Origin of the sequence: Chimaeribacter coloradensis (assembly GCF_002858715.1) — a bacterium.
Taxonomy (GTDB): domain Bacteria; phylum Pseudomonadota; class Gammaproteobacteria; order Enterobacterales; family Enterobacteriaceae; genus Chimaeribacter; species Chimaeribacter coloradensis.
Genome location: NZ_PJZH01000013.1, coordinates 62,890 through 84,569 on the forward strand (window position 1 = coordinate 62,890; position 21,680 = coordinate 84,569).

21 protein-coding genes are annotated in these 21,680 nt (G+C 62.6%); 7 read left to right on the forward strand and 14 right to left on the reverse strand.

The window, feature by feature from the left end; all coding sequences use genetic code 11:
• Positions 1-50: 50 nt before the first annotated feature.
• The 3 genes from ftsP to parC form a co-directional block, all read right to left on the reverse strand.
• Positions 51-1,466 (reverse strand): cell division protein FtsP, encoded by a 1,416-nt coding sequence (ftsP, locus tag CYR32_RS13385; RefSeq protein ID WP_101825181.1) that lies wholly within the window; start codon positions 1,464-1,466, stop codon positions 51-53.
• Between the two features lie 156 nt (positions 1,467-1,622).
• A complete protein-coding gene (locus CYR32_RS13390; RefSeq protein ID WP_101825183.1) occupies positions 1,623-2,366 on the reverse strand; it encodes a 1-acylglycerol-3-phosphate O-acyltransferase in 744 nt (247 codons plus the stop codon).
• Positions 2,367-2,669: 303 nt separating this feature from the next.
• Complete coding sequence (gene parC / locus CYR32_RS13395; protein ID WP_101825185.1) at positions 2,670-4,946, reverse strand: DNA topoisomerase IV subunit A; 2,277 nt, start codon at positions 4,944-4,946, stop codon at positions 2,670-2,672.
• Between the two features lie 432 nt (positions 4,947-5,378).
• Here parC and CYR32_RS13400 point away from each other — a divergent pair, with 432 nt between their 5' ends.
• Both CYR32_RS13400 and CYR32_RS13405 read left to right on the forward strand, forming a co-directional pair.
• Positions 5,379-5,963, forward strand: coding sequence for an NAD(P)H-dependent oxidoreductase (locus tag CYR32_RS13400; RefSeq protein ID WP_101825188.1), 585 nt, complete (start codon positions 5,379-5,381; stop codon positions 5,961-5,963).
• Between the two features lie 142 nt (positions 5,964-6,105).
• Complete coding sequence (locus CYR32_RS13405) at positions 6,106-6,411, forward strand: putative quinol monooxygenase (RefSeq protein WP_101825190.1); 306 nt, start codon at positions 6,106-6,108, stop codon at positions 6,409-6,411.
• 62 nt (positions 6,412-6,473) lie between these two features.
• Here CYR32_RS13405 and CYR32_RS13410 read toward each other — a convergent pair whose 3' ends face one another.
• From CYR32_RS13410 to nudF, 6 genes are all read right to left on the reverse strand, one after another.
• Positions 6,474-7,370 (reverse strand): LysR substrate-binding domain-containing protein, encoded by an 897-nt coding sequence (locus CYR32_RS13410; RefSeq protein ID WP_101825192.1) that lies wholly within the window; start codon positions 7,368-7,370, stop codon positions 6,474-6,476.
• 54 nt (positions 7,371-7,424) lie between these two features.
• Positions 7,425-9,320: a DNA topoisomerase IV subunit B gene (parE, locus tag CYR32_RS13415; protein WP_101825194.1), complete on the reverse strand. Its 1,896-nt coding sequence runs from the start codon at positions 9,318-9,320 to the stop codon at positions 7,425-7,427.
• A 98-nt stretch (positions 9,321-9,418) separates the two neighbouring features.
• Positions 9,419-10,000, reverse strand: coding sequence for an esterase YqiA (gene yqiA, locus CYR32_RS13420; RefSeq protein WP_101825196.1), 582 nt, complete (start codon positions 9,998-10,000; stop codon positions 9,419-9,421).
• The gene (gene cpdA, locus CYR32_RS13425) at positions 10,000-10,827 is read right to left on the reverse strand and encodes a 3',5'-cyclic-AMP phosphodiesterase (RefSeq protein ID WP_101825198.1); all 828 of its coding nucleotides are present in this window, start codon (positions 10,825-10,827) and stop codon (positions 10,000-10,002) included. Before cpdA ends, yqiA begins: the two co-directional genes overlap by 1 nt.
• A 27-nt stretch (positions 10,828-10,854) precedes the next feature.
• Positions 10,855-11,277, reverse strand: a complete 423-nt coding sequence (locus tag CYR32_RS13430) for a DUF1249 family protein (protein WP_165698242.1) — start codon at positions 11,275-11,277, stop codon at positions 10,855-10,857.
• Entirely contained in the window at positions 11,273-11,914 is a 642-nt protein-coding gene (gene nudF, locus CYR32_RS13435) for an ADP-ribose diphosphatase (protein ID WP_101825203.1), read from the reverse strand. The genes CYR32_RS13430 and nudF overlap by 5 nt, the downstream gene beginning before the upstream one ends.
• 229 nt (positions 11,915-12,143) lie before the next feature.
• On the opposite strand from nudF, the gene tolC reads away from it, so the two are divergent.
• The 5 genes from tolC to CYR32_RS13460 all read left to right on the forward strand — a co-directional run bounded on the left by tolC (position 12,144) and on the right by CYR32_RS13460 (position 17,098).
• Positions 12,144-13,643 carry an outer membrane channel protein TolC gene (tolC, locus tag CYR32_RS13440; protein ID WP_101825204.1) on the forward strand — a complete coding sequence of 500 codons (1,500 nt, stop codon included), beginning with the start codon at positions 12,144-12,146 and terminating at the stop codon, positions 13,641-13,643.
• Positions 13,644-13,825: 182 nt separating this feature from the next.
• A complete protein-coding gene (locus CYR32_RS13445) occupies positions 13,826-14,470 on the forward strand; it encodes a DUF1190 family protein (RefSeq protein ID WP_101825300.1) in 645 nt (214 codons plus the stop codon).
• A gap of 6 nt (positions 14,471-14,476) precedes the next feature.
• Complete coding sequence (locus tag CYR32_RS13450) at positions 14,477-15,637, forward strand: glutathionylspermidine synthase family protein (protein ID WP_101825206.1); 1,161 nt, start codon at positions 14,477-14,479, stop codon at positions 15,635-15,637.
• 119 nt (positions 15,638-15,756) lie between these two features.
• Entirely contained in the window at positions 15,757-16,317 is a 561-nt protein-coding gene (locus tag CYR32_RS13455; RefSeq protein ID WP_101825208.1) for a glucose-6-phosphate isomerase family protein, read from the forward strand.
• A 10-nt stretch (positions 16,318-16,327) separates the two neighbouring features.
• A complete protein-coding gene (locus CYR32_RS13460; protein WP_101825302.1) occupies positions 16,328-17,098 on the forward strand; it encodes a glucose-6-phosphate isomerase family protein in 771 nt (256 codons plus the stop codon).
• A gap of 56 nt (positions 17,099-17,154) precedes the next feature.
• Here the strand turns inward: CYR32_RS13460 and CYR32_RS13465 are convergent, their stop codons facing one another.
• Genes CYR32_RS13465 through CYR32_RS13485 form a run of 5 tightly spaced genes read right to left on the reverse strand, consistent with a single transcriptional unit; the run spans position 17,155 to position 21,492 of the window.
• Positions 17,155-17,976 (reverse strand): PTS system mannose/fructose/sorbose family transporter subunit IID, encoded by an 822-nt coding sequence (locus CYR32_RS13465; RefSeq protein ID WP_101825210.1) that lies wholly within the window; start codon positions 17,974-17,976, stop codon positions 17,155-17,157.
• Complete coding sequence (locus CYR32_RS13470; protein WP_101825212.1) at positions 17,976-18,758, reverse strand: PTS mannose/fructose/sorbose/N-acetylgalactosamine transporter subunit IIC; 783 nt, start codon at positions 18,756-18,758, stop codon at positions 17,976-17,978. Before CYR32_RS13470 ends, CYR32_RS13465 begins: the two co-directional genes overlap by 1 nt.
• A gap of 16 nt (positions 18,759-18,774) precedes the next feature.
• Positions 18,775-19,278: a PTS sugar transporter subunit IIB gene (locus CYR32_RS13475; protein ID WP_101825214.1), complete on the reverse strand. Its 504-nt coding sequence runs from the start codon at positions 19,276-19,278 to the stop codon at positions 18,775-18,777.
• A gap of 10 nt (positions 19,279-19,288) precedes the next feature.
• Positions 19,289-19,717, reverse strand: coding sequence for a PTS sugar transporter subunit IIA (locus CYR32_RS13480; protein ID WP_101825216.1), 429 nt, complete (start codon positions 19,715-19,717; stop codon positions 19,289-19,291).
• Positions 19,711-21,492, reverse strand: a complete 1,782-nt coding sequence (locus CYR32_RS13485; RefSeq protein WP_101825219.1) for a class I mannose-6-phosphate isomerase — start codon at positions 21,490-21,492, stop codon at positions 19,711-19,713. The genes CYR32_RS13480 and CYR32_RS13485 overlap by 7 nt, the downstream gene beginning before the upstream one ends.
• Between the last annotated feature and the right edge of the window lie 188 nt (positions 21,493-21,680).

Here is a 21,680-nt window from a genome sequence, read left to right on the forward strand (position 1 = left end):
ACAGGGAAAAGGCAAAACGGCAGGGCGGGATCGCACTGCCGCAAAGGGCGTCAGGCAGAGGGCTGCACCACCAGCTGGCCGGCGGAGCCGCGGTCGGCCATCTCCAGCGTCTGGCTGTAGTAGAGGAAGGGGAAATGCTCAAACGACGGCTGGTTGAAGTAGACCAGCAGCTCGACTTCGCCATCCACCCATACCGTGTCTTTGAACCCGGCATCTTCCACCAGCGGCGGGCCGCCGTTGACGCTTTTCACCAGGAACGAGACGCCCTGGATATGGAAGGATTGCGGCAGGTCGGCATGTACCGTCCAGCGCTCCCAGGTGCCCTGCAGCGCCTGCACGTCGGTGCGGTTCATGTCCCAGATCGCGCCGTTGATCCCGGCCAGGTTGTCCCCCAACCGGAACTCCCGTACCCGCACCACGCTGCCCTCCAGCAGTTGGTCAGCCAGCAGCCGCATCGGCAGGTTGTCAGTGACCAGCGGCAGCAGGCCGGTGGGTTTCAGCGTCAGCACCAGGGTGGAGATCAGGATGCTCGACGGCTCAAACAGCCCGCGCAGCCGGTCCATGATCCCGGCGGATTCCCCGGCCGTGATCGACACCTCGTCGCCCTGCGACATATCGACCAGAATCTCCCGGCGTTCGCCCGGTGCCAGTGACAGGCGCGACACTGCGACCGGCGCAGGCAGGAAGCCCTGATCGGACGCGACCACATGGAATTGGCGGTTGTCGCTCATTTGCAGCATAAAGCGGCGCGAGTTGGAGGCGTTCAGCAGGCGCAAACGTACCCAGCCGCGCGACACCTCGACATAGGGGTTTTCCACACCGTTAACCAGCAGGTTATCCCCCAGGAAGCCGCCCTGCGCCGGGGCGTCATACTCCGGCGTGCCGAAGTTATCCAGCCGCTTGTCCTGCAAAATCAGCGGGAAATCATCGACCCCGTAGTGGCTCGGCAGCGGCAGGGATTTGCTGACGCTGTCTTCCACCAGCCACAGCCCGGCCAGCCCGTTATAGACGTGCGGTGCCATGCGGTTCGGGGTATTGGCGTGATACCAGCAGGTCGCGGCCTGCTGGCGGATCGGCAGCACCGGTGACCAGTCCACGCCCGGCGACATCATGCGCCCGGCACCGCCGGCCAGGGTGCCGGGCACCTGCAGGCCGCTGATGGTCATCGCGACCGGCTCCGACAGCCGGTTGCTGTAGATAAGCTTGACGTCATCACCGCTGAAGACGCGCACCGTCGGCCCGAGGTAGAGCCCGTTGACGCCCCAGACGTTGGCTTTCGCCCCGCCGGTAAATGACCAGTGGGCGCGTTGCAGGGTCAAAAACAGCGGCTGGCCGCGGCGGGATTCCAGCAACGGGGGCACCGGCAGCGCCACCTGCGTTCCGCTCGCCTCTGCCCTCAGCGGTAGGGTACCGGCAGCCAATGCCATACCCGATGCCTGTAAAAACTGACGCCGACTGAGTGACATATCTTCTCCATGAAAAGCAATATCAAGACTGTGTGCAAAACCCGGCCACAGGCCGGGTGAAAATGGCGCGGCCTGCGGGCTGCGCACGGGCCTGATCCCCAGGCCGGAAGGGCATTACCCGTTGGCGGCGCGCACGCCGCCGGGCTATTTACCTGGCTACTTGCCTTTTTTGGCGGCGGCTTCGCGTTGCGCGACTTCCGCATCCAGTTCGGCAATTTTAGCCTGCATCTGCGCCCGGCACAGCTCGGCCAGCTCACGGACGCGCTCTTTGCCGTAACCGGTGGTCTCGATCGGCGGCAGCATTTCAACAATCACCAGCCCGTTTGACCAGCGGTTCAGGTTGATTTTGCCGTGCGTGTTGGAGACGCAGATCGGCACAATCGGCACCCCGGCGGCAATCGCCGCATGGAAAGCACCGGTTTTGAACGGCATCAGGCCGCGGCCGCGGCTGCGGGTCCCTTCCGGGAACATCCAGATGGAGATGTCGCGTTTTTTGAACTGCTCCACCACCTGGGAGATGGTGCTGTGGGCTTTGGCGCGGTTGTCGCGGTCAATCAGCAGGTTACCGGTCAGCCAGTAGAGCGGGCCGAAGAACGGGATCCACAACAGGCTCTTTTTGCCCACGGTCACGGTACGCGGCTGCACCATGTTGGAGACCGTCACCATGTCGTAGTTGTTCTGGTGGTTGGCAATATAGATGCAGTTACCGTACTGCGCTGCGCCCGGCGGCAGGCGTTTCTCGACGGTAATGCCGAACAGGGTGGAGAGCTTCCCGAACATATGGCCGAAACGGGCCACGTGGCGCGGGTCGCGCGGGCTGAAAAGGCAAAAAATCGATCCAAAAATACAGACCAGAATTGAGAACAACACGGCAATAATAGTACGCACTATCAACAACATAACAACCTCTTTAGCGTATATCCGGCCTCTGGCGCGTGCGGCCGGAGTGCCGGTCTCCTTGCTTCCTGATGAAACAGCAGGGTTTCTTTTTAGCGAAGAAGGTGCCCTGCTCACCCATTGTTCACTGGTGCGTTCACCGGGGTAAGAATCTGTTCACCGGGGTGATGCCCCGGCTATATTAATGCAAACGATGAATATTCACCGAAAAAAACGTTAATCCGGTGAGGCCGGGCACGTTTATGCCCAGGACGCATAACGCCCCGGGGCAGTTGGCCCCGGGGCGTCTCTTTTCCGGCAGCGGGATTACGCCTCGTCGCCGGCGGCGCTCTCCGGCCGGGCCGGGGCATCCACATCCACCCGGTCGATCTTCTGCAGGCCGCGCGGCAACAGGGTGCCTTTACGGCCGCGTTCCGCCCGGTATTTCTGCAAATCTTCCGGGCGCAGCGTCAGTTTGCGCTTGCCGATGTAGAGCGTCAGCGAGGTCTGCGGCGGCAGCACAAACAGCCAGGCGAGGCGATCTTCCCCGGCCGCGGCCTGCGCCGACGGAATCGAGACGATCTTGTTGCCTTTGCCTTTGGAGAGCTGCGGCAGATCCGCCACCGGGAACATCAGCATCCGGCCTGCGGCGGTGATGGAGAGCAGCATGTCATCCTCACCGTGGATCTCCAGCGGCGTCAGCGCCTTGGCATTCTCCGGCAGGGTGATCATCGCCTTACCGGCGCGGTTGCGCGCCACAAGGTCGCTAAAGGTACAGACGAAGCCGTAACCGGCGTCTGAGGCCATCAGCAGTTTCTGGTCGTCCGGTGCCATCAGCACCTGCTCAATCACCGCGCCCGGCGGCGGTGTCAGCTTGCCGGTGAGCGGCTCGCCCTGCCCGCGCGCCGACGGCAGCGTGGTGGGTTCCAGCGCATAGCTGCGGCCGGTGGAGTCCATGAACACCACCGGCTGGTTGCTCTTGCCGCGCGCGGCCGCCAGGAAGCTGTCACCCGCTTTGTAGCTCAGGCCGGTTGGGTCGATGTCGTGGCCTTTGGCGCTGCGCACCCAGCCCATCTGCGACAGCACAATGGTCACCGGCTCCGACGGCAGGATGTCCGTTTCGCTCATCGCTTTGGCTTCATCACGCTCATGCAGCGGCGAACGGCGGTCATCCCCGTAGGCGTCGGCATCCGCCAGGATCTCTTTGCGGATCAGCGTATTCAGCTTGCGTTCTGAGGCCAGCAGCGCCTGGAGCTGGTCGCGCTCTTTGGCCAGCTCATCCTGCTCGCCGCGGATTTTCATCTCTTCCAGTTTGGCGAGGTGGCGCAGTTTCAGCTCCAGAATCGCTTCCGCCTGGGTTTCGCTCAGGCCGAAACGCTGCACCAGCACCGCTTTCGGCTCATCTTCGCTGCGGATGATGTGGATCACTTCATCGATATTCAGGAAGGCGGTCAGTAACCCTTCGAGGATATGCAGGCGTTTGAGCACCTTCTCCAGCCGGTGGTTCAGGCGCAGGCGCACGGTGTTGCGGCGGAACACCAGCCACTCGGCGAGGATCTCCACCAGCCCTTTCACCGTCGGGCGGCCATCCAGCCCGATCATGTTCATGTTAACGCGGTAGCTTTTCTCCAGATCGGTGGTGGCAAACAGGTGGTTCATCACCTGATCCATGTCCACACGGTTGGAGCGCGGCACCACCACCAGCCGGGTCGGGTTCTCGTGGTCCGACTCGTCGCGCAGGTCTTCCACCATCGGCAGCTTTTTCGCCCGCATCTGGCTGGCGATCTGCTCCAGCACCTTGGCACCGGACACCTGGTGCGGCAGCGCGGTGATCACCACGTCGCCCTCTTCTTTCTTCCATACCGCGCGCATCCGCACCGAGCCGCGCCCGGTCTGGTAGAGTTTGCGCAGCTCGTCACGCGGGGTGATGATCTCCGCTTCGGTGGGGAAGTCCGGCCCCTGCACATGGGCCAGCAGCTCATCAAGTTCCGTGTTGGGTTTGTCCAGCAGCAGCACCGCGGCTTTCGCCACTTCACGCAGGTTGTGCGGCGGGATGTCGGTGGCCATGCCGACCGCGATCCCGGTGGTGCCGTTGAGCAGGATGTTCGGCAGCCGTGCCGGCAGCATTTTCGGCTCGTCGAGGGTGCCGTCAAAGTTCGGCACCCAGTCCACGGTGCCCTGGCCCAGCTCGCGCAGCAGCACTTCGGCATATTTCGACAGGCGCGACTCGGTATAACGCATCGCCGCGAAGGATTTCGGGTCATCCGGCGCGCCCCAGTTGCCCTGGCCGTCGACCAGCGGGTAGCGGTAGGAGAATGGCTGCGCCATCAGCACCATCGCTTCGTAGCAGGCGCTGTCACCATGCGGGTGGTATTTCCCCAGCACGTCACCCACGGTACGGGCCGATTTCTTGAATTTCGCGCTGGCGTTCAGCCCCAGTTCCGACATCGCATAGATGATCCGGCGTTGTACCGGCTTCAGACCGTCACCGATAAACGGCAGTGCCCGATCCATGATCACGTACATGGAGTAGTTCAGGTAGGCGTTCTCAGTAAACGTGTGCAGCGCAAGGCGCTCAGCACCGTCATGAGTCATATCACTCATTAATCATTATTCCTCAGACCGTGTTGTCTCTTTATGCCGCAGCCGGCAGGCGTTGCCGGCGAGAGTGCTTATTTTGCAAGCGTACTGTCTTTTGCAAGCGTACTTTATGCGGCGATAGTACCTTATCCGGCATCGCGCTGTCACAGCGATGTATGCACGCTAAGCGGTGTTAAAAGGATGTGGAAACGCAAGGGCGGTGCGGCAGTCAGGCCGCGGCCGCAGGCGGTGTGTATGGCGGGAATTATACCACAAAATCCCCCTGACCGCGGCCCGGGCGCGCCCGCTATTCCCGCAGCAAATGCGGGTTTAACCCGGTGATTGTTGCGTTTTAAGCAAAAGTTTTGTGACGCGTTGCTCATTTTTCCCGGGCGTTTTCCCGCGTAGACTCCCTGAATCAAAAACCAGGCCCCGAAAACGAACCGGAGAGAATCCATGAGCAATATCCTGATCCTGAATGCGGCAAAAGAGTTCGCCCACTCCAAGGGCGCCCTGAACAACACCATGACTGATGTGGCCGCCGGCTTCCTGCGTGACAGCGGCCATGAGGTGCGCGTCGTCCATATCGACCAGGGCTATGACGTCCCCACGGAAGTGGAAAACTACCTCTGGGCCGACACGGTGATCTACCAGATGCCGGGCTGGTGGATGGGCGAGCCGTGGATCATGAAGAAGTACATCGATGAAGTCTTTACCGAAGGCCACGGCAAGCTCTACGCCAGCGACGGCCGCACCCGCGCTGATGCGTCGAAAAAATATGGCTCCGGCGGCCTGCTGCAGGGTAAAACCTACATGCTCTCCCTGACCTGGAACGCCCCGCTGGAAGCGTTCACCGACAAAGAGCAGTTCTTCCACGGCGTCGGCGTGGACGGCCTCTACATGCACTTCCACAAAGCCAATGAGTTCATCGGCATGGCCGGCCTGCCGACCTTCATCTGTAACGATGTGATCAAGCAGCCAGAGATCGAAAACGACATCGCCCGCTACCGCGCGCACCTGGATCACGTCTTTAATATCTGATCCCAGCGGTGAAATCAGACGATGCCCGATGGCATCTTTTGACAGCAATGCCCACACTGTAAGCGTCACTGTATGACGAAAGGGCCGCCACGGAGTGCTGCCCTTTCCCTCCCCATCCGCACGGATGCCGACGAGGACACATATGATTACTGTTATTGCTGAAATCAAGGTCAGGCCCGGTCGCCGGGAGGCGGTGCTGGAGCAGATTAACGCATTGCTGCCTACCGTGCGCGCGGAGCAGGGTTGCGGCAGTTATGTGCCGATGATCGACTTCAACGGGCAGGTGCCGTGGCGCAAAACCGCCCCCGATTCCATCTTCATGCTGGAAGAGTGGGAGAGCCTGAACCACCTTGAACAGCACCAGCAACAGGCGCATATGCACCACCATCGCGAAGCGATTAAACAGGATGTGCAAGAGGTGGTGATCCACATTCTCGACAAACCCTGATCCCCGCCTGTTTTCCTGAGAAGCCGCCCGATGCGGCTTTTTTTATGCCCTTTTCCCGCGTCTCAGAGCAGCCCCTCAGCCATACGTTCGCTGAGGTAGTCCAGGAAGCAGGTGATGCGCGCCACCAGCTGGGTGTTGCGGTAATAGACGGCATTGACCGGCTGGGTTTCCGGCTCGGTGAGCGCCGCCAGCACCGGCACCAGCCGCCCCCGGCGGCAATCTTCGCGCGTCATGAACTCTGCCAGCTGCACAATCCCCTCGCCTTGTAGCGCCAGATGGCGCAGGGTTTCACCGCTGGAGGCCGACAGCGACGGCGTAATCGTCAGCCGTGCGCCGTCATCCGTCAGCACCGGCCACTGGTTCAGGGACTCCGGCTGGGTAAAGCCGAGCAGGCTGTGGCGCGCCAGATCCTCTACCCGCTCCGGCGTGCCGTGGCGCGCCAGATAGTCCGGGCTGGCCAGCAGTTGCAACCGGCTGCGCCCCAGCAGCCGCGCATGGATGGTGGAATCCCGCAGCGTGCCGATGCGGATCGCCACGTCGGTGCGCTTCTCCAGCAGATCGATGATCTGGTTGTCGGTGTTCAGCTCCAGCGTGATCTGCGGGTAGCGTTGCCGGAAGCCGCCGATCAGCGGCACAATCACATGCTCCATAAAGGGCGCGGCTGCATTGACGCGCAGCCGCCCGGCCGGGGTTTCGCGCCGCAGGGCGATCTGCTCCTCGGCCTGCTCCACCGACGCCATAATCTGGCGCGCGTGGGTCAGGAACAGCGCCCCCTCCTCCGTCAGCTCCAGGCGGCGGGTGGTGCGGCGCAACAGGGTAATATCGAGCTTGGTTTCCAGGCGGCTCAGCGCACGGCTGATGCCGGATGAGGTCTGGCCCAGCTGTTCTGCGGCGGCGGTGATGGAGCCGCTGTCAGTGACGGCCACAAAGGCGGAGAGTTCGTCCAGGGTGAGTTTCATCGGCAACCTTGCAGAAGAAAAGCCCGGCCGCCGGGGCGGCGGCCGGGAGAGGCATCATACGGCCAGCTCGGCCTTGTCACCTTTGTCCTGCAGCCAGTTACGGCGGTCTTCAGAACGCTTTTTGGCCAGCAGCATATCCATGATCGCCAGGGTCTGGTCCACATCCTCATCGCTGATGGTGAGCTGCACCAGGCGGCGGGTGTTCGGGTCGAGGGTGGTTTCACGCAGCTGCATCGGGTTCATCTCGCCCAGCCCTTTGAAGCGCTGAACGTTCGGCTTGCCCTTTTTACGCTTGAGCTGATCCAGCACCCCGGCCTTCTCCTCCTCGTCCAGCGCATAGTAGACCTCTTTGCCGAGGTCGATGCGGTAGAGCGGCGGCATCGCCACATAAACGTGGCCGCCCTGCACCAGCGAGCGGAAGTGGCGCACGAACAGCGCACAGAGCAGCGTGGCGATGTGCAGGCCGTCGGAGTCCGCATCCGCCAGGATACAGATCTTGCCGTAGCGCAGCTGGGTCAGGTCTTCGCTGTCCGGATCCATGCCGATGGCGACGGAGATGTCATGCACCTCCTGCGACGCCAGCACCTCGTCGGAGGAGACCTCCCAGGTGTTCAGGATTTTCCCTTTCAGCGGCATGATCGCCTGGTATTCGCGGTCACGCGCCTGCTTGGCGGAACCGCCTGCGGAGTCCCCCTCGACCAGGAACAGCTCGGTCATGCTGAGATCCTGCGAGGTGCAGTCCGCCAGTTTGCCGGGCAGCGCCGGGCCGCTGGTGAGCTTTTTACGCACCACTTTCTTGGCGGCGCGCATCCGGCGCTGGGCGCTGGAGATCGCCAGCTCTGCCAGCTGCTCCGCCGCCTGCACGTTCTGGTTCAGCCAGAGGCTGAAGGCATCTTTCACCACGCCGGAAACAAAGGCCGCGCACTGGCGCGACGAAAGGCGCTCTTTGGTCTGGCCGGCGAACTGCGGGTCCTGCATCTTGACCGAAAGCACATGTGCGCAGCGGTCCCAGATGTCCTCGGCCGACAGCTTCACGCCGCGCGGCAGGATGTTGCGGAATTCGCAGAATTCGCGCATCGCGTCCAGCAGGCCCTGGCGCAGCCCGTTGACGTGGGTGCCGCCCTGCATGGTCGGGATCAGGTTGACGTAGCTTTCCGTCAGCAGCTCGCCGCCTTCCGGCAGCCAGAGCAGCGCCCAGTCCACCGCTTCGGTGTCCCCGGCGAACGAGCCGACAAAGGGTTTCTCCGGCAGGGTCACCAGCCCGTTGACGGACTCCATCAGGTAGTCGGTCAGGCCATCTTCGTAGCACCAGCGCTGCTCGGTGTTGTTGAGCTTGTCTTTGAAGACAATCTCCACGCCCGGGCAGAGCACCGCTTTGGCTTTCAGCAGGTGCGACAACCGGCTGACGGAGAAGCGCGGGCTGTCGAAGAAGCTGCCGTCCGGCCAGAACTGGACGCGGGTACCGGTCACGCGTTTCGGGCAGGTGCCGGTGACGCCCAGATCCTGCACTTTATCGCCATTCTCGAACGCCATCTCATAGACCTGGCCGCCGCGCTTGACGGTGACTTCCACCCGGGTCGAGAGGGCGTTGACCACGGAGATCCCCACGCCGTGCAGGCCGCCGGAGAACTGGTAGTTTTTGTTGGAGAACTTGCCGCCCGCATGGAGGCGGCAGAAGATCAGCTCCACTGCCGGGATGCCCTCTTCCGGGTGGATGTCCACCGGCATGCCGCGGCCGTCGTCGATCACTTCCAGCGACTGGTCAGCGTGGAGGATCACTTCGACCTTGCGGGCGTGGCCGGCCAGCGCCTCATCGACGCTGTTATCGATGACTTCCTGACCAAGGTGGTTGGGGCGTGAGGTATCGGTATACATGCCCGGGCGACGGCGCACCGGTTCAAGGCCGCTGAGAACCTCAATGGAATCTGCGTTATAACTTGATTGACTCATCTTTGATTACTATTCGTGGCCAGTTGTTGGTGGGCTGGCGGGAACCGGCGCGGCGGCCGGTCAACCGCCCGGTTCGCGGCGGGCTGTGACACAGGGCGTCAGTCAGACGCCAGCCCTAAAAAATCCACAATCGGAGAGAAGAAGCGTTCGAACCCGGTAAAGGTGTGGTTCCCGCCCGGCTCTACCGTCTGGCGGCAGGCGGTATAGAAGGCCACGGCCTGACGGTAATCGAGAATCTCATCTCCGGTCTGTTGCAGCAGCCAGAGCAAATCCGGCGACTCCAGGGGATCGACCTGCATGGTTTTCAGGTCGTAGACGTGGCGAGACTCTAACACATATTGTTGGCCGGTGTAGGGGTTCTGGTTCTGCCCTAAATAGTCGAGCAGCAGCTCGTAGGGGCGCACCGCCGGGTTGACCACCACCGCCGGCACGGCGAAGCATTGCGACAGCCAGGTGGCGTAGTAGCCGCCCAGCGACGAGCCGACAATGCCGAGGTTTTCGCCTGCGCGCGCCATCACCAGCGACTCCAGCTGCTCGGCCACCGCATCCGGGAACGGCGCGAGCTGCGGCACCACCATGTCGATATGCGGGTGGTGCACCGCCAGCCACGCCTTCAGGGCCGTAGCCTTGGCCGAAAGCGGCGAGCTGTTGAAACCGTGCAGGTAGAGTAAGGTGCTCATCAGTAACCGTCCGAATCCATATCAGGGCTGAACTCGTGGGTGTCGAGGCGGTGCACCTCTGTCTCCAGCCGGCCATCCGGGTAGAGATCGAGGTAACGCCAGCCGGGCGCCGCACTGTCGATGGTGAAGCTGGTGCAGTGCGGTTTGAACTGCACACAGGTCGACGGCGTGGCCAGCAGCCGGCGGCCATGCCACGGCACATCCATCTCCTGATGGATATGGCCGCACAGCAGCGTGGTGACTTTCGGGTAGTTCGCCAGCAGCGCCGCCAGTTCATGGGCGTTGCGCAGGCTGTGCTGATCGAGCCAGGTGCAGCCGGAAGGCAGCGGGTGGTGGTGCAGCATCAGCAGGGTATAGCGGTCGGGGTAAGCCGCCAGGCAGCGCCCCAGCCACGCCAGCTGGTACTCACTCAGCTCGCCGTGCGGCACACCGGAGACCTGCGTATCCAGCAGCACCATCTGCCAGTGGTCGCCCAGCAGCGCCTGTTTGGAGGGCGCAATCCCCGCCCCGGCCAGCGCATCCACCATCGCCGGCTGGAAGTCGTGGTTACCCGGCAGCCAAAGGCAGGGCACCGGAAAACGCGCAATACCGGCCGCAAAATGCCGGTACGCCGCCAGCGAATGATCCTGGGCCAGATCGCCGGTTGCGGCGATGATGTCCACCGGCCGCTGCTGCGCGGCGATCGCGTCCAGCACCGCGTGATAACTCCGCAGGGTGTTGACGCCCAGCAAAGTCTCATGTTCACCGGCAAACAGGTGCGTATCGGTTATTTGTAATATCCTGACCCTGGCGTCACCGGCCACAGGCAGCGTAAACAGGCTTTCCAAATGGTGTCCTTTGTTATCTCCGTCTGTTTAACAAACCGGAACCGCCATCGCTCCATGCGCTAAACAGTAGCGCAACCAATCAGCAAGAAACTGGTTAATTTGATGCTTTTCATCGCGTTGATGCAACTTTTTATTAGGATAATCATAACGTGCTTTGAAGCGGTAGATCTGCTGGCTTGAACACACTTCAGCCACCATCGCATCATGATAGAGCCGCACGGTCATGGCCGGCAGGCTCCAGTAGCTCACGGCGGGGGCAGTTTGCTGGATCGCCACTAAAGAGGTATAGCGCGTCGATTCCTCAATCGTCAAACGGTAGGTGGCGCCATTTACCTGATAACTTACCGTCTCACCGACGGTGTCGTTGCGCGGCAGCAACCGGCGTAATTGCGCGAAATTGGTTTCGCACAGCCGCATCATCTCGGGAAAATCAGGGGTATAGCGCTTAATCATCAGTTGACCACTCTTTTCGTAACGATTCATGGTGCAGCGCCAGCCATTGCAGGGCAATGATTGAGGCGGCGTTATCAATAGCTCCTTCTTCTACCCAGCGACAGGCCTGCTCACGGCTGACCACATGTACCCGGATGTCCTCATGCTCTTCTGCCAGTCCGTGCAGACCTTCTGCCGTCCCGGCATCCACTTCTCCGACCATCACCGACAGCCGCTCGCTGGTGCCGCCGGGGCTGGCGAGGTAGCTCAGCACCGGTTTGCAGCGGGCCACGGTCAGGCCGGCCTCCTCGACCGCCTCGCGGCGGGCCACCTGCTCCGGGCTTTCGCCCGGCTCAATAATCCCGGCCACCATCTCCAGCAGCCACGGGGTGTCACTGGTCTCCAGCGCCGGGAAACGCAGCTGCTCCACCAGCACCACTTCATCACGTACCGGGTCATAGGGTAACAGCACGGCGGCATGGCCGCGCTCAAAGACTTCACGGCGTACTTCGCCGCTCATTTCACCATTAAACAGGCGGTGACGGAAACGATAGGCGGTGAGCGAAAAAAAACCACTATAAAGTGACTCACGTGCAATAATTTCTACATCATTTTTGGTGAAAGTGACCGGCGAAACCTGATTGGATGAAGCCATGATGTTCCCTCTCTGGTGAGTATAACGGTGCCCCTGGCCTGTTTTAGGTCAGTACCGTGAATGTTCATTAATTATACTCGGGCATGATTGTGGTAGATTGACACTATTCAAGGGCGATGGCACGTTAAGTCACCTCGCCAGTGCCTAATACTCTGATAGAATCGGCAAAATTTTCGCTCTCGACAGCACCTACATAATAAGCACCCATGCTGCACAACAAGGAATGCAAATGAAGAAACTGCTCCCCTTTCTTATCGGACTGAGCCTGACCGGCATGAGCTCCCTGAGCCAGGCTGAAAACCTGCTTCAGGTCTACCAGCAGGCGCGCGAAAGTAACCCGGATTTGCGCCAGTCTGCCGCCGAGCGCGATGCAGCCTTTGAGAAGATTAATGAAACGCGCAGTCCGTTGCTGCCGCAGCTGGGGCTGGGTGTGGATTATACCTACACCAGCGGTTTTAAAGATGCCCGTGACACGGAGAGTAATGTCACCAGCGGGGCACTGCAGCTGACCCAGACGATTTTTGATATGTCCAAATGGCGCGCGCTGACCTTGCAGGAGAAGCAGGCCGGGATCCAGGACGTCACCTACCAGACGGCGCAGCAGAACCTGATCCTGAACACGGCGACTGCCTACTTCAACGTGCTGAGCGCCATCGATTCGCTCTCCTATACCGAAGCGCAGAAACAGGCGATTTACCGCCAGCTCGACCAGACCACCCAGCGCTTTAACGTCGGCCTGGTGGCGATCACCGATGTGCAGAACGCCCGCGCCCAATATGATAGCGTACTGGCCAGCGAAGTCACGGCCCGTAACGATCTCGACAACGCGCTGGAATCCCTGCGCCAGGTGACCGGCCAGTACTACCCGGAGCTGGCGTCGCTGAACATCGACACCTTCTCCACCCAGCGCCCGCAGGCGGTAAACAGCCTGCTGAAAGAGGCGGAAAGCCGTAACCTGACCCTGCTCTCCGCCCGCCTGTCGCAGGATCTGGCCCGTGAGCAGATCCGCTACTACCAGACCGGCCACATGCCGACGCTGGACCTCACCGCCTCCAGCGGCATCAGCAACAGCAAATACAGCGGCTCGCGCAACGCTGCGGATGACACCGATGCCGGGCAGAACCAGATCGGCCTGAGCTTCAACCTGCCGCTCTACAGCGGCGGCGCGGTCAGTTCGCAGGTCAAACAGGCGCAGTTCAACTTCGTCGGGGCCAGCGAACAGCTGGAGAGCGCCCACCGTTCCGTGGTGCAGACGGTGCGCTCCTCCTTCAACAATATCTCCGCCTCGATCAGCAGCATCAACGCCTACAAACAGGCGGTCGTGTCGGCGCAAAGCTCCCTGGATGCGTCAGAAGCGGGTTACCAGGTCGGGACGCGTACCATCGTTGACGTGCTGGACGCCACCACCACGCTTTACAACGCCAAGCAGCAGCTCTCCAGCGCGCGCTACAACTACCTGATTAACCAGCTGAATGTGAAATCTGCCCTCGGCACGCTGAACATCAGCGACCTGCAGATGCTGAACAACGCGCTCGGCAAACCGGTGCCGACCACCCCGGAAGCGGTCGCCCCGGAGAACGCCCAGCAGGATGCCGCCGCTGACGGCGGTGTGAAAGCGGAAAGCGGCGAAGCGGCGATGCAGGGTCAGTCCACTGCTCCGGCCCGCCCGGCGAAAGCCGCCGCGAAAAGCAGCACGGCCTCCGCCTCCGGCAACCCGTTCCAGCACTAAGCTGAGGTTTGCCGCCACGGCACCGCGCTTCCCGGCCGGTGCCGTTTTTCTTTCCCCCTTTCTATGTTTGGGCGCTATGGCGCATTGCAACCCGCCGTTGCTTTAAAAACAGGCAGCTTTCACCTATCCTTACGCCCTACTGGGAAGGGCTTTTCGCTCTTATAACAAGGGGAGAAATAATGATGAAACGGACTCAACAGATTAATCTGTCGGCCTTCCGCAAGGGTTGCCGCATGGCACCGCTGGCGCTGGCTATCGGCGCGGCTTTTGCGCTGGCCGGCTGCGAACAGGCCGACGAAAAAGTCTCGATGTACCAAAACGCCGACGACTGCACCAACGCTAACCCCTCCAATGCCGCACAGTGCAAAGCCGCCTATACCGAGGCGCAGAAAGAGGCCGCGCGCACCGCGCCGAAATATGCCAGCCGTGAAGATTGCGTGGCCGAATTCGGCGAGGGGCAATGCACCCAGACCCCGGCGCAGGCCGGTGCCGTGGCCCAGCCGCACGAGAGCGGCAGCTTCTGGATGCCGCTGATGGCCGGTTACATGATGGGCCGGATGATGGGCGGCGGCAGCTATGCGCAGCAGCCGCTGTTCACCTCGCGCGCGCCCGGCAACCCGGCCAACGGCCAGTTCGTGGATGCCAGCGGCCGTAACTACGGCGCGGCCACGCCGGGCCGCACGGTGACGGTGCCGAAATCGGCGCTCGCGCCAAAACCGGCCACCACCCGCACCACCACCCGGGGCGGGTTCGGTGAAACGGTGGCGAAACAGGCCACCGCCCAGCGCAGCAGCATGGGCACCGGCTCACGCTCATTCGGGGGTTAAGCCTGCATGAAACGACGTCCCCTGCCGGAGCGCCCGGACTGGCGTGAAAAAGCCGCCGAGTTCGGTTTCCAGTTCCACACCATGTATGGCGAGCCGTACTGGTGTGAGGATGCCTGCTACGAATTCACGCTGGCCCAGGTTGAAGAGATTGAATCGGCCACCGCCGAGCTGCACCAGATGTGCCTGAAAGTGGTGGAGAGGGTGGTCAGCAGCGATGCGCTGATGGACCGCTGCCAAATCCCGCGGCACTGCCGGGAGTTTGTGCACAGCGCCTGGCGCACCGGCCAGCCGTCGCTCTACTCCCGGTTTGACCTGGCGTATGACGGCGTAAACCCGCCTAAACTGCTGGAAAATAACGCCGACACCCCGACCTCGCTGTATGAGGCGGCGTTCTTCCAGTGGCTGTGGCTGGAAGACCAGATCGCCGCCGGCCACCTGCCGCCGGAGGCGGATCAGTTCAACAGCCTGCAGGAGAAGCTGATCGCCCGCTTTGCCGACCTGAAGGCGCGCCACGGCTTCAATTTGCTGCACCTCACCTGCTACCGTGACAGCGAGGAGGATCGTGGCACGGTGCAATATTTACAGGATTGCGCGCAGGAGGCGGGGCTGCCCACGGAATTCCTCTACATCGATGAGATTGGCCTGGGCGAAAAGGGGCAATTCACCGATCTGCAGGATCAGGTGATCGCCAACCTGTTCAAGCTCTATCCGTGGGAATTTATGTTCCGCGAGATGTTCGCCACCAAGCTGGAAGATGCCGGGGTGCGCTGGCTGGAACCGGCCTGGAAAAGCATCCTCTCCAACAAGGCGTTGTTGCCGCTGCTGTGGGAGATGTTCCCCAACCACCCTAACCTGCTGCCGGCCTACTTTGCACAGGACGATCACCCGCCACTGGAAAATTACGTGGTCAAGCCGCTGTTCTCCCGCGAGGGGGCGAATATCAGCATCATTCAACAGGGGCAGCAGGTGGCCCATGTTGACGGCCCTTACGGTGAAGAGGGCATGATCGTCCAGCAGTTCCATCCGCTGCCGAAATTCGGCGACAGCTATGTGGTGATCGGCAGCTGGCTGGTGGACGATCAACCCTGCGGCATGGGGTTACGCGAAGATCGCGAGCTGATCACCCAGGATCTCTCCCGCTTCTACCCGCACACCATCATCGGCTGATTTCCCCGCCACACAGAAAACGCGCCGCCGGGCGCGTTTTTCTGCCCGCTGTCACACCGGTTACCCCACGAATTCCCTATGCTGGCCGCGTCTGTTCTCCTCGGGCGGAGTAACCAGATATGGATCTGAAAACACGAATGCCGCGCCAGATTGATCTGGCGTCGGGGCAATTTACTGCCGGAGTTCTTCACGAACACACCACTACCGTTGGGATGCTGACCGGGCTGTTTGCCGATCAGGCCGCCTGGCAGGCGCTGCCGGCCGGGACGCCGCTCTACACCGTGGCGATCCTGCCTGCGCCGCAGCAGGAGGGCGAACTGCTCAGCGGCGTGACCCACCTCTACCCCGGCCGGGTCGGGCGGGAGTTCTATATGACACGCGGCCATTTCCATCAGCGCCGTGAACAGGCAGAGTACTATTTCGGCCTGCGGGGGCGCGGCCTGCTGCTGCTCCAGCAGGCGGGCCAGTGCGTGCTGGAGCCTCTGTTTCCCGGCAGCGTTCACTATATCCCCCCTTTCACCGCCCACCGGCTGATCAACCCCGGCAGCGGGACGCTGTCGGCGCTGGCGGTGTGGCCGGCGACTGCCGGGCATGATTATCAGGCGTTACAGGCGCAGGGGTTTGGGGTGCGGATCATGGCGGACGGCGACGGCTGGCAGGCGGAGGTGCAACATGCCTGAGGCCCTCTCGATGGCCCGTTACGGCCTGGAAGTACGCATCTCCCACGCGCCGCTGGGCTTTGGTTACGGCGGTGATGTGATCGGCCCGCTGCCGGAGATCCGCACGCTGGACCAGATCCGTCCCTCCCTGCGGGACCCGCACTGTGACGGGCCGGAACAGGTCTATGCAATTGCCATGGACGTCGCCCGGCAGCCGCACCTGGCGGAATTAAAGAAACGGATGCTGCTGTTCGGCATCGTCACTTACGCCCCTGGGCGGCTGGGCGCGGAGCCGGTACGCAGCCAGGGGCATATCCACCGCATCAGCGCGCACAGCGGCTGGTCACCGCCGGAGCTGTATGAGGTGTGGCAGGGCCGGGCGATAATCTACATGCAGGAGCGGGTGGCGCATGACCCGGGCCGCTGTTTTGCGGTGTGCGCCGGGCCGGGCGAACAGGTGCTGGTGCCGCCGGGCTGGGCGCACGCGACCCTCTCCGCCGACCCGGAAACGCCGCTGACGTTCGCCGCCTGGTGTGACCGGGAGTATGGGTTTGAGTATCAGGCGGTGCGGAAACACCAGGGGCTGGCGTGGTACCCGCTGTTGCAGGGCAGGCATATCGTCTGGCAGCAGAACCCGCGCTACCGGCCCGGCCGGTTACAGGTGGTGACGCCGCGCCGCTATACGGAATTTGGCCTGACCGATGCGCCAATCTACCGGCAGTTTGAACAGTCGCCCGCCCGGCTGCAATTCATCTCACAACCGGGGCGCATCGCGGAAAAGTGGGCCCATTTCGAGCCATGAGCGCGTAAGCCCAGCCCAGCCCGGCCGCGGCCGGGCTTTTCCTCCGGGCGTCCGGCTCAGGAAAACAGGCCGGTGACCACCCCCACGGCCGCCAGCGCCAGCAGGCCGAGCATCGCCTTCACCGGCGATAGCCCGCGCTTGCTCATCAGGTACCAGGTCGCCAGCAGCACCAGCAGCGGCAGCAGTTGCGGGAAGATGCCGTCCAGCATCTGTTGCAGCTGAATCTTCACCCCCTCTTTGGTCGACAGCGTCAGCCCGGTGGTGAGCTTCACGTAACTGGCGGCGACCCCGCCCATCACAAACACCCCCAGCAGCGAGAGCGCTTCCCGCAGGCGTACAGACCGGCTGTTCACCAGCATCTCCACAGAGCCGGAACCGAGCCGGTAGCCCTTGTTAAACAGCCACCAGGAGGCGGGGATCACGATCCCGGCGTAAGCGATGATATAGAACAGCGGCCCCAGTATGCTGCCGCCCGCCGCCAGCGCCATGCCGATGCTGAGCAAAATCGGGATCAGCATCCCCGGCAGCATCGAATCGCCGATGCCCGCCAGCGACCCCATCAGCCCCACTTTCAGCGTGTTGATGGTCTCGCCGTCCACCGGCTCGCCGTTGGCGCGCTTCTCCTCCAGCCCGATGACCATGCCGTTGACGATCGCCCCAATCTGCGGCTCAGTGTTATAAAACGAGGCGTGGCGGCGGATCGCCTCGGTGCGTTGTGCGGCATCCGGGTAGAGTTTGCGCAGCGCGGGCAGCATGCCGAGGCAGAACCCATACGCCTGAAGCCGTTCAAAGCTCATCGACGAGAGGTTATACATCATCCAGGCGCGCCAGCAGCGGCGCAGATCCTGTTTCGTCAGGGTTACAGGGGTCGTCTCCATCAGAACGCCTCCTCATCCGGCGCGGCTATGGCGGCCGGTTCCGGTTTGTAGCGGTAGTGGATCAGGGCCAGCAGCGCGCCGACAATCACCAGCGCCACCATGTTCAGCTTCAGAAACACGATGCAGATAAACCCCACCAGAAAGTAGATCAGCATACTGGCGTGGCGGATGATCTGCTTGAGCAGGATGGCAATCCCTACCGCCGGCAGAATGCCGCCCAGCACATTCAGGGTGGTCAGCACCGTGGCAGGCAGCGCGTCCATCACGCCGCTGATATAGCGCGCGCCGAAAAACACCGCGATAAAGGCCGGCACAAAACGCAGCAAAAAATGCGTGACCTGCGGGCCGATGGCGCTGTTGAGGTAGATTCCGCGCTCATCCCCCCGCGCGGCCGCCAGATCCGCCCGGTGGTTCCAGTAGGAGTTGAGCACCATCATCGCGTTAAACAGCACCGTGCCGAGAATGCCGATGGTGGCTGCCAGCGCCACCGCCACCGCCGTGCCCTGGCCGGAAAGAATGCCGAGCGCGATCGCCGGCCAGGCGACAAAGTTCAGGTCTGCAGGCATCGAGCCGCCCGGCGTCACCATCGCGATATAGACCGCCTGCACCGCCACGCCGATCACGATCCCGTTCTGCACATCGCCGAGGATGACGCCCACCAGCATCCCGGAGACCAGCGGGCGGCTGAGGATGTACCAGCCGCCGGTCAGCCCCAGTAACCACGGGCTGCTCAACGCCCCGAGATAACAGAGCACACCAATAAGCGTTGCTTCAAACCACATACCTGCCTCCCCGCCGTCAGGCTGACGGCCTCAGTTTTTTCTGCGCATCCTGCCAGCTGAAGCTGCCGGCATCCGGCACCAGCCGGAACTCAATCGCATACCCTTTGTCCGCCAGAAAATCGAACGCGGCGCGTTCTTCGGCGGTTACCGACTGGTTGGGGCCGATGGTCACGGTGCCCGCCCGCGCCGACATCGGCCCGGCGTTGATCCGTCGGTACCGGTTATGCAGGTCAATGCCCGCGGCCACCAACTGCTGCAACGTCACCGGGGATTTGCCGATCACGAAATAGTGCTTATCACTGGCGATCACTTTCGGCAGCTTCTCTATCGCCTGTGCCACCGTGAACAGCCAGACCGGGGTATCCTGAACCGCCCCTTTCATCACCGACGCCAGCAGCGCATCCGCCGCCACCTCATCATCAATCGCCACGATGCCGTCACACGGCAGCTCCTTTGCCCAGCGGGTCACCAGCTGGCCGTGGATCACGCGGTCATCAATACGTACAAACGAAAGCGCCATGCTTTTCTCCTCAGAAGGTGTCAGGTTGCGGTGTGGTGGCCGGGCGAACGCCGGTCATGCTCTCCCGCGCCTGCGCGATGAGCCGCCGCGCCACCTGGTGCACATCCGGCTCCTCCAGCAGTTCGGCGCTCATCAGCACCATCGGCAGGTTTACTCCCGCCACGACGGCCACCGGTGCCGGCAGGCCGGGCATCATTGCAAAGCGGGAAGCGAGGTTGCAGGGCGTGCCGCTGAGCATATCGCACAGCACCAGCACGCCGCTGCTGTGGTATACCGCCTCTGTCAGTCCGGCGGTGAAGGCCTGTTGAAAAGCGACGATGCCGCCGTCCTCCTCCAGCGTGATGCTGTGGGTTCTCGGCAGCACGCCCCAGATCATGCGGCCGCTGGTCAGCAGGGCGTCCGCCAGCGGGCCGTGGGTGGCAATGATGACCGTTAACATGGCGTCTCCTCCTCACGCACCCACGCCTTGAGGGTACCCAGGCGCTGGCCCAGGCTGCGGCCACAGGGGCGGATGCGGTAAGCCCCGACAGCCGCCGGGATGATAAAGGTCTCGGCAAAGTGCACCACAAAAGGGGCGAAGCTGCCGGACGGGCTTTCGACCACCGCCTCTTCCCCCTCGATCAGGTTCAGGACGTTGACGCGCCCGTCGGTGTGGTGCAGCACCGGCACGCTGAACCAGTGGCGGCGGGTCTCGATAAACTGGCTCGGGTGCAGGCCGGTGCGCTCCTCCTGCCAGCCCGGCCCGGCCGCCACCGGCTCCACGCGGTTAACCAGCTCGCGCGTGACCCAGTCAGTATCGCGCTGCCAGTCAATCACGTTGCCGCCGTGGTGCAGATGCAGCGGGCGCGGGCGGCCGTCCAGCCCCAGCCGCCCCCAGTCCCATAATTTGAAGGTGAAAAGATAGGGCGTGGCGCTGATCTCCAGCACCACACTGCCCGCCCCGGCGCAGTGCACCGTCCCGGCCGGGATCAGGAAGTGATCGTGGCGGCGCGCCGGGAAACGGTTAATAAAGCGCGCATCATCAAAGCGGCCCTCCCCCTGCGCCGCCTGCGCCAGCGCCGCCATCATCTCATCGGGCCGGGTGCCGGTTTTCACCCCCAGGCAGACGCCGGCGTCCGGCTCCGCGGCCAGCAGGTAGTAGCTCTCATCCTGCGTATAGGCCATACCAAACTGCTGCCGGATGTAGGGCAGCGTGGGGTGAACCTGTAAACTGAGGTTCTGACCGCCGACGGTGTCCAGCAGGTCAAAGCGGATCGGGAACTCCGCGCCGAAGCGCGCATAGGCTGCGTCCCCCAGCAGCGGCTGCGGGTAGAGCAGCACCAGATCCAGGGCGGGGATCTCGACCCGGACGTCGCCAAAACGCATCAGCAGGCTGTTTTCCTCGGGCACGCAGTCAAAACACCACGCGTAGTTGGCCGCCGCCGGATCGAGATCAAACTGGTGTTTCATCCATTGGCCGCCCCAGACGCCGGGGTCAAAAAACGGCACCACGCGGAACGGCTGGCGGGCCACCTGCCGCAGCCCGGCGTGCAGGGCAGCACCGCTGACTAACCGCGGTGAACCGGCCTGATGGGTATCAAGAAGAAAATCAGCGCGCTGCAACAGCGGAACTTTATGGCGATCCAGCACCCGCCAGTCGATGAAAAAGGCGCGCTTATAGCGGGAGAGCAGATCGGCCCGGGCATTATCCGCGCCGTAGTTGCCCAGCTCGCCGCGGCGGAAACGCTGCTGGATCTCCCAGCGGGCCAGGTCGGCATAAACCAGCAGGTCGCCGTCGGCCATCAGCGCCGCGCCGGTGCCTGCGACCACCACCAGCCCGTGGCTGACGGCGGCGATCGCCTGTTGCATCTGCGCGCATTTCGCTGGGTCGAAAAAGGCCGCCAGTGGCAGCGACGAGCGCCGCCCGAAGACCGGATCGTCCGTGAGGTCGCCGGCGATCAGCGCCTCAATCTCCGCCGTGCTGCGCCGGGCATCGGCTGCATCAAACAGCGCGGCCGGGCGCAGCGGTAGGATTAACGCCTTCAACAGTTCCTGTTGCGCGACGCCGTGATAGCACTCCACCACCAGCACCGTTTTCTGCCGCGGCTGCGCCGCCAGCGCCTCCTGAAGCGCAGCAACGACCTGCGGCCACCCCTGCCAGGCCTCGTGGTACCTGCCTGCGATCGCGACTTCGGGGAATTTATCGTATTGGCTGTTGTTGTCTGCTGTTGACATCGCTGCATCCTCTGCCTGAAAAACCAGCAGATTAATCGATTAACCTTGCGATGAGCAGGGTGATTAATGGGATTAACTTCAAGGCGTTGGAAATTTGCTGCCAGACGGCCGGGAATGTATGAGCCGCTTCACAGAGTAAATAGCGGCGCTGCCGGCAGAAGGTTAATCGATATACCCTAGGGAAAAGG

Coding starts and splice junctions, on each gene's coding strand:
- ftsP (WP_101825181.1), bottom strand. CDS start 1,466: ATGTCACTCAGTCGGCGTCAGTTTTTACAGGCATCGGGTATGGCATTG.
- CYR32_RS13390 (WP_101825183.1), bottom strand. CDS start 2,366: ATGTTGTTGATAGTGCGTACTATTATTGCCGTGTTGTTCTCAATTCTG.
- parC (WP_101825185.1), bottom strand. CDS start 4,946: ATGAGTGATATGACTCATGACGGTGCTGAGCGCCTTGCGCTGCACACG.
- CYR32_RS13400 (WP_101825188.1), top strand. CDS start 5,379: ATGAGCAATATCCTGATCCTGAATGCGGCAAAAGAGTTCGCCCACTCC.
- CYR32_RS13405 (WP_101825190.1), top strand. CDS start 6,106: ATGATTACTGTTATTGCTGAAATCAAGGTCAGGCCCGGTCGCCGGGAG.
- CYR32_RS13410 (WP_101825192.1), bottom strand. CDS start 7,370: ATGAAACTCACCCTGGACGAACTCTCCGCCTTTGTGGCCGTCACTGAC.
- parE (WP_101825194.1), bottom strand. CDS start 9,320: ATGAGTCAATCAAGTTATAACGCAGATTCCATTGAGGTTCTCAGCGGC.
- yqiA (WP_101825196.1), bottom strand. CDS start 10,000: ATGAGCACCTTACTCTACCTGCACGGTTTCAACAGCTCGCCGCTTTCG.
- nudF (WP_101825203.1), bottom strand. CDS start 11,914: ATGGCTTCATCCAATCAGGTTTCGCCGGTCACTTTCACCAAAAATGAT.
- tolC (WP_101825204.1), top strand. CDS start 12,144: ATGAAGAAACTGCTCCCCTTTCTTATCGGACTGAGCCTGACCGGCATG.
- CYR32_RS13445 (WP_101825300.1), top strand. CDS start 13,826: ATGAAACGGACTCAACAGATTAATCTGTCGGCCTTCCGCAAGGGTTGC.
- CYR32_RS13450 (WP_101825206.1), top strand. CDS start 14,477: ATGAAACGACGTCCCCTGCCGGAGCGCCCGGACTGGCGTGAAAAAGCC.
- CYR32_RS13455 (WP_101825208.1), top strand. CDS start 15,757: ATGGATCTGAAAACACGAATGCCGCGCCAGATTGATCTGGCGTCGGGG.
- CYR32_RS13460 (WP_101825302.1), top strand. CDS start 16,328: ATGGCCCGTTACGGCCTGGAAGTACGCATCTCCCACGCGCCGCTGGGC.
- CYR32_RS13465 (WP_101825210.1), bottom strand. CDS start 17,976: ATGGAGACGACCCCTGTAACCCTGACGAAACAGGATCTGCGCCGCTGC.
- CYR32_RS13470 (WP_101825212.1), bottom strand. CDS start 18,758: ATGTGGTTTGAAGCAACGCTTATTGGTGTGCTCTGTTATCTCGGGGCG.
- CYR32_RS13475 (WP_101825214.1), bottom strand. CDS start 19,278: ATGGCGCTTTCGTTTGTACGTATTGATGACCGCGTGATCCACGGCCAG.
- CYR32_RS13480 (WP_101825216.1), bottom strand. CDS start 19,717: ATGTTAACGGTCATCATTGCCACCCACGGCCCGCTGGCGGACGCCCTG.
- CYR32_RS13485 (WP_101825219.1), bottom strand. CDS start 21,492: ATGTCAACAGCAGACAACAACAGCCAATACGATAAATTCCCCGAAGTC.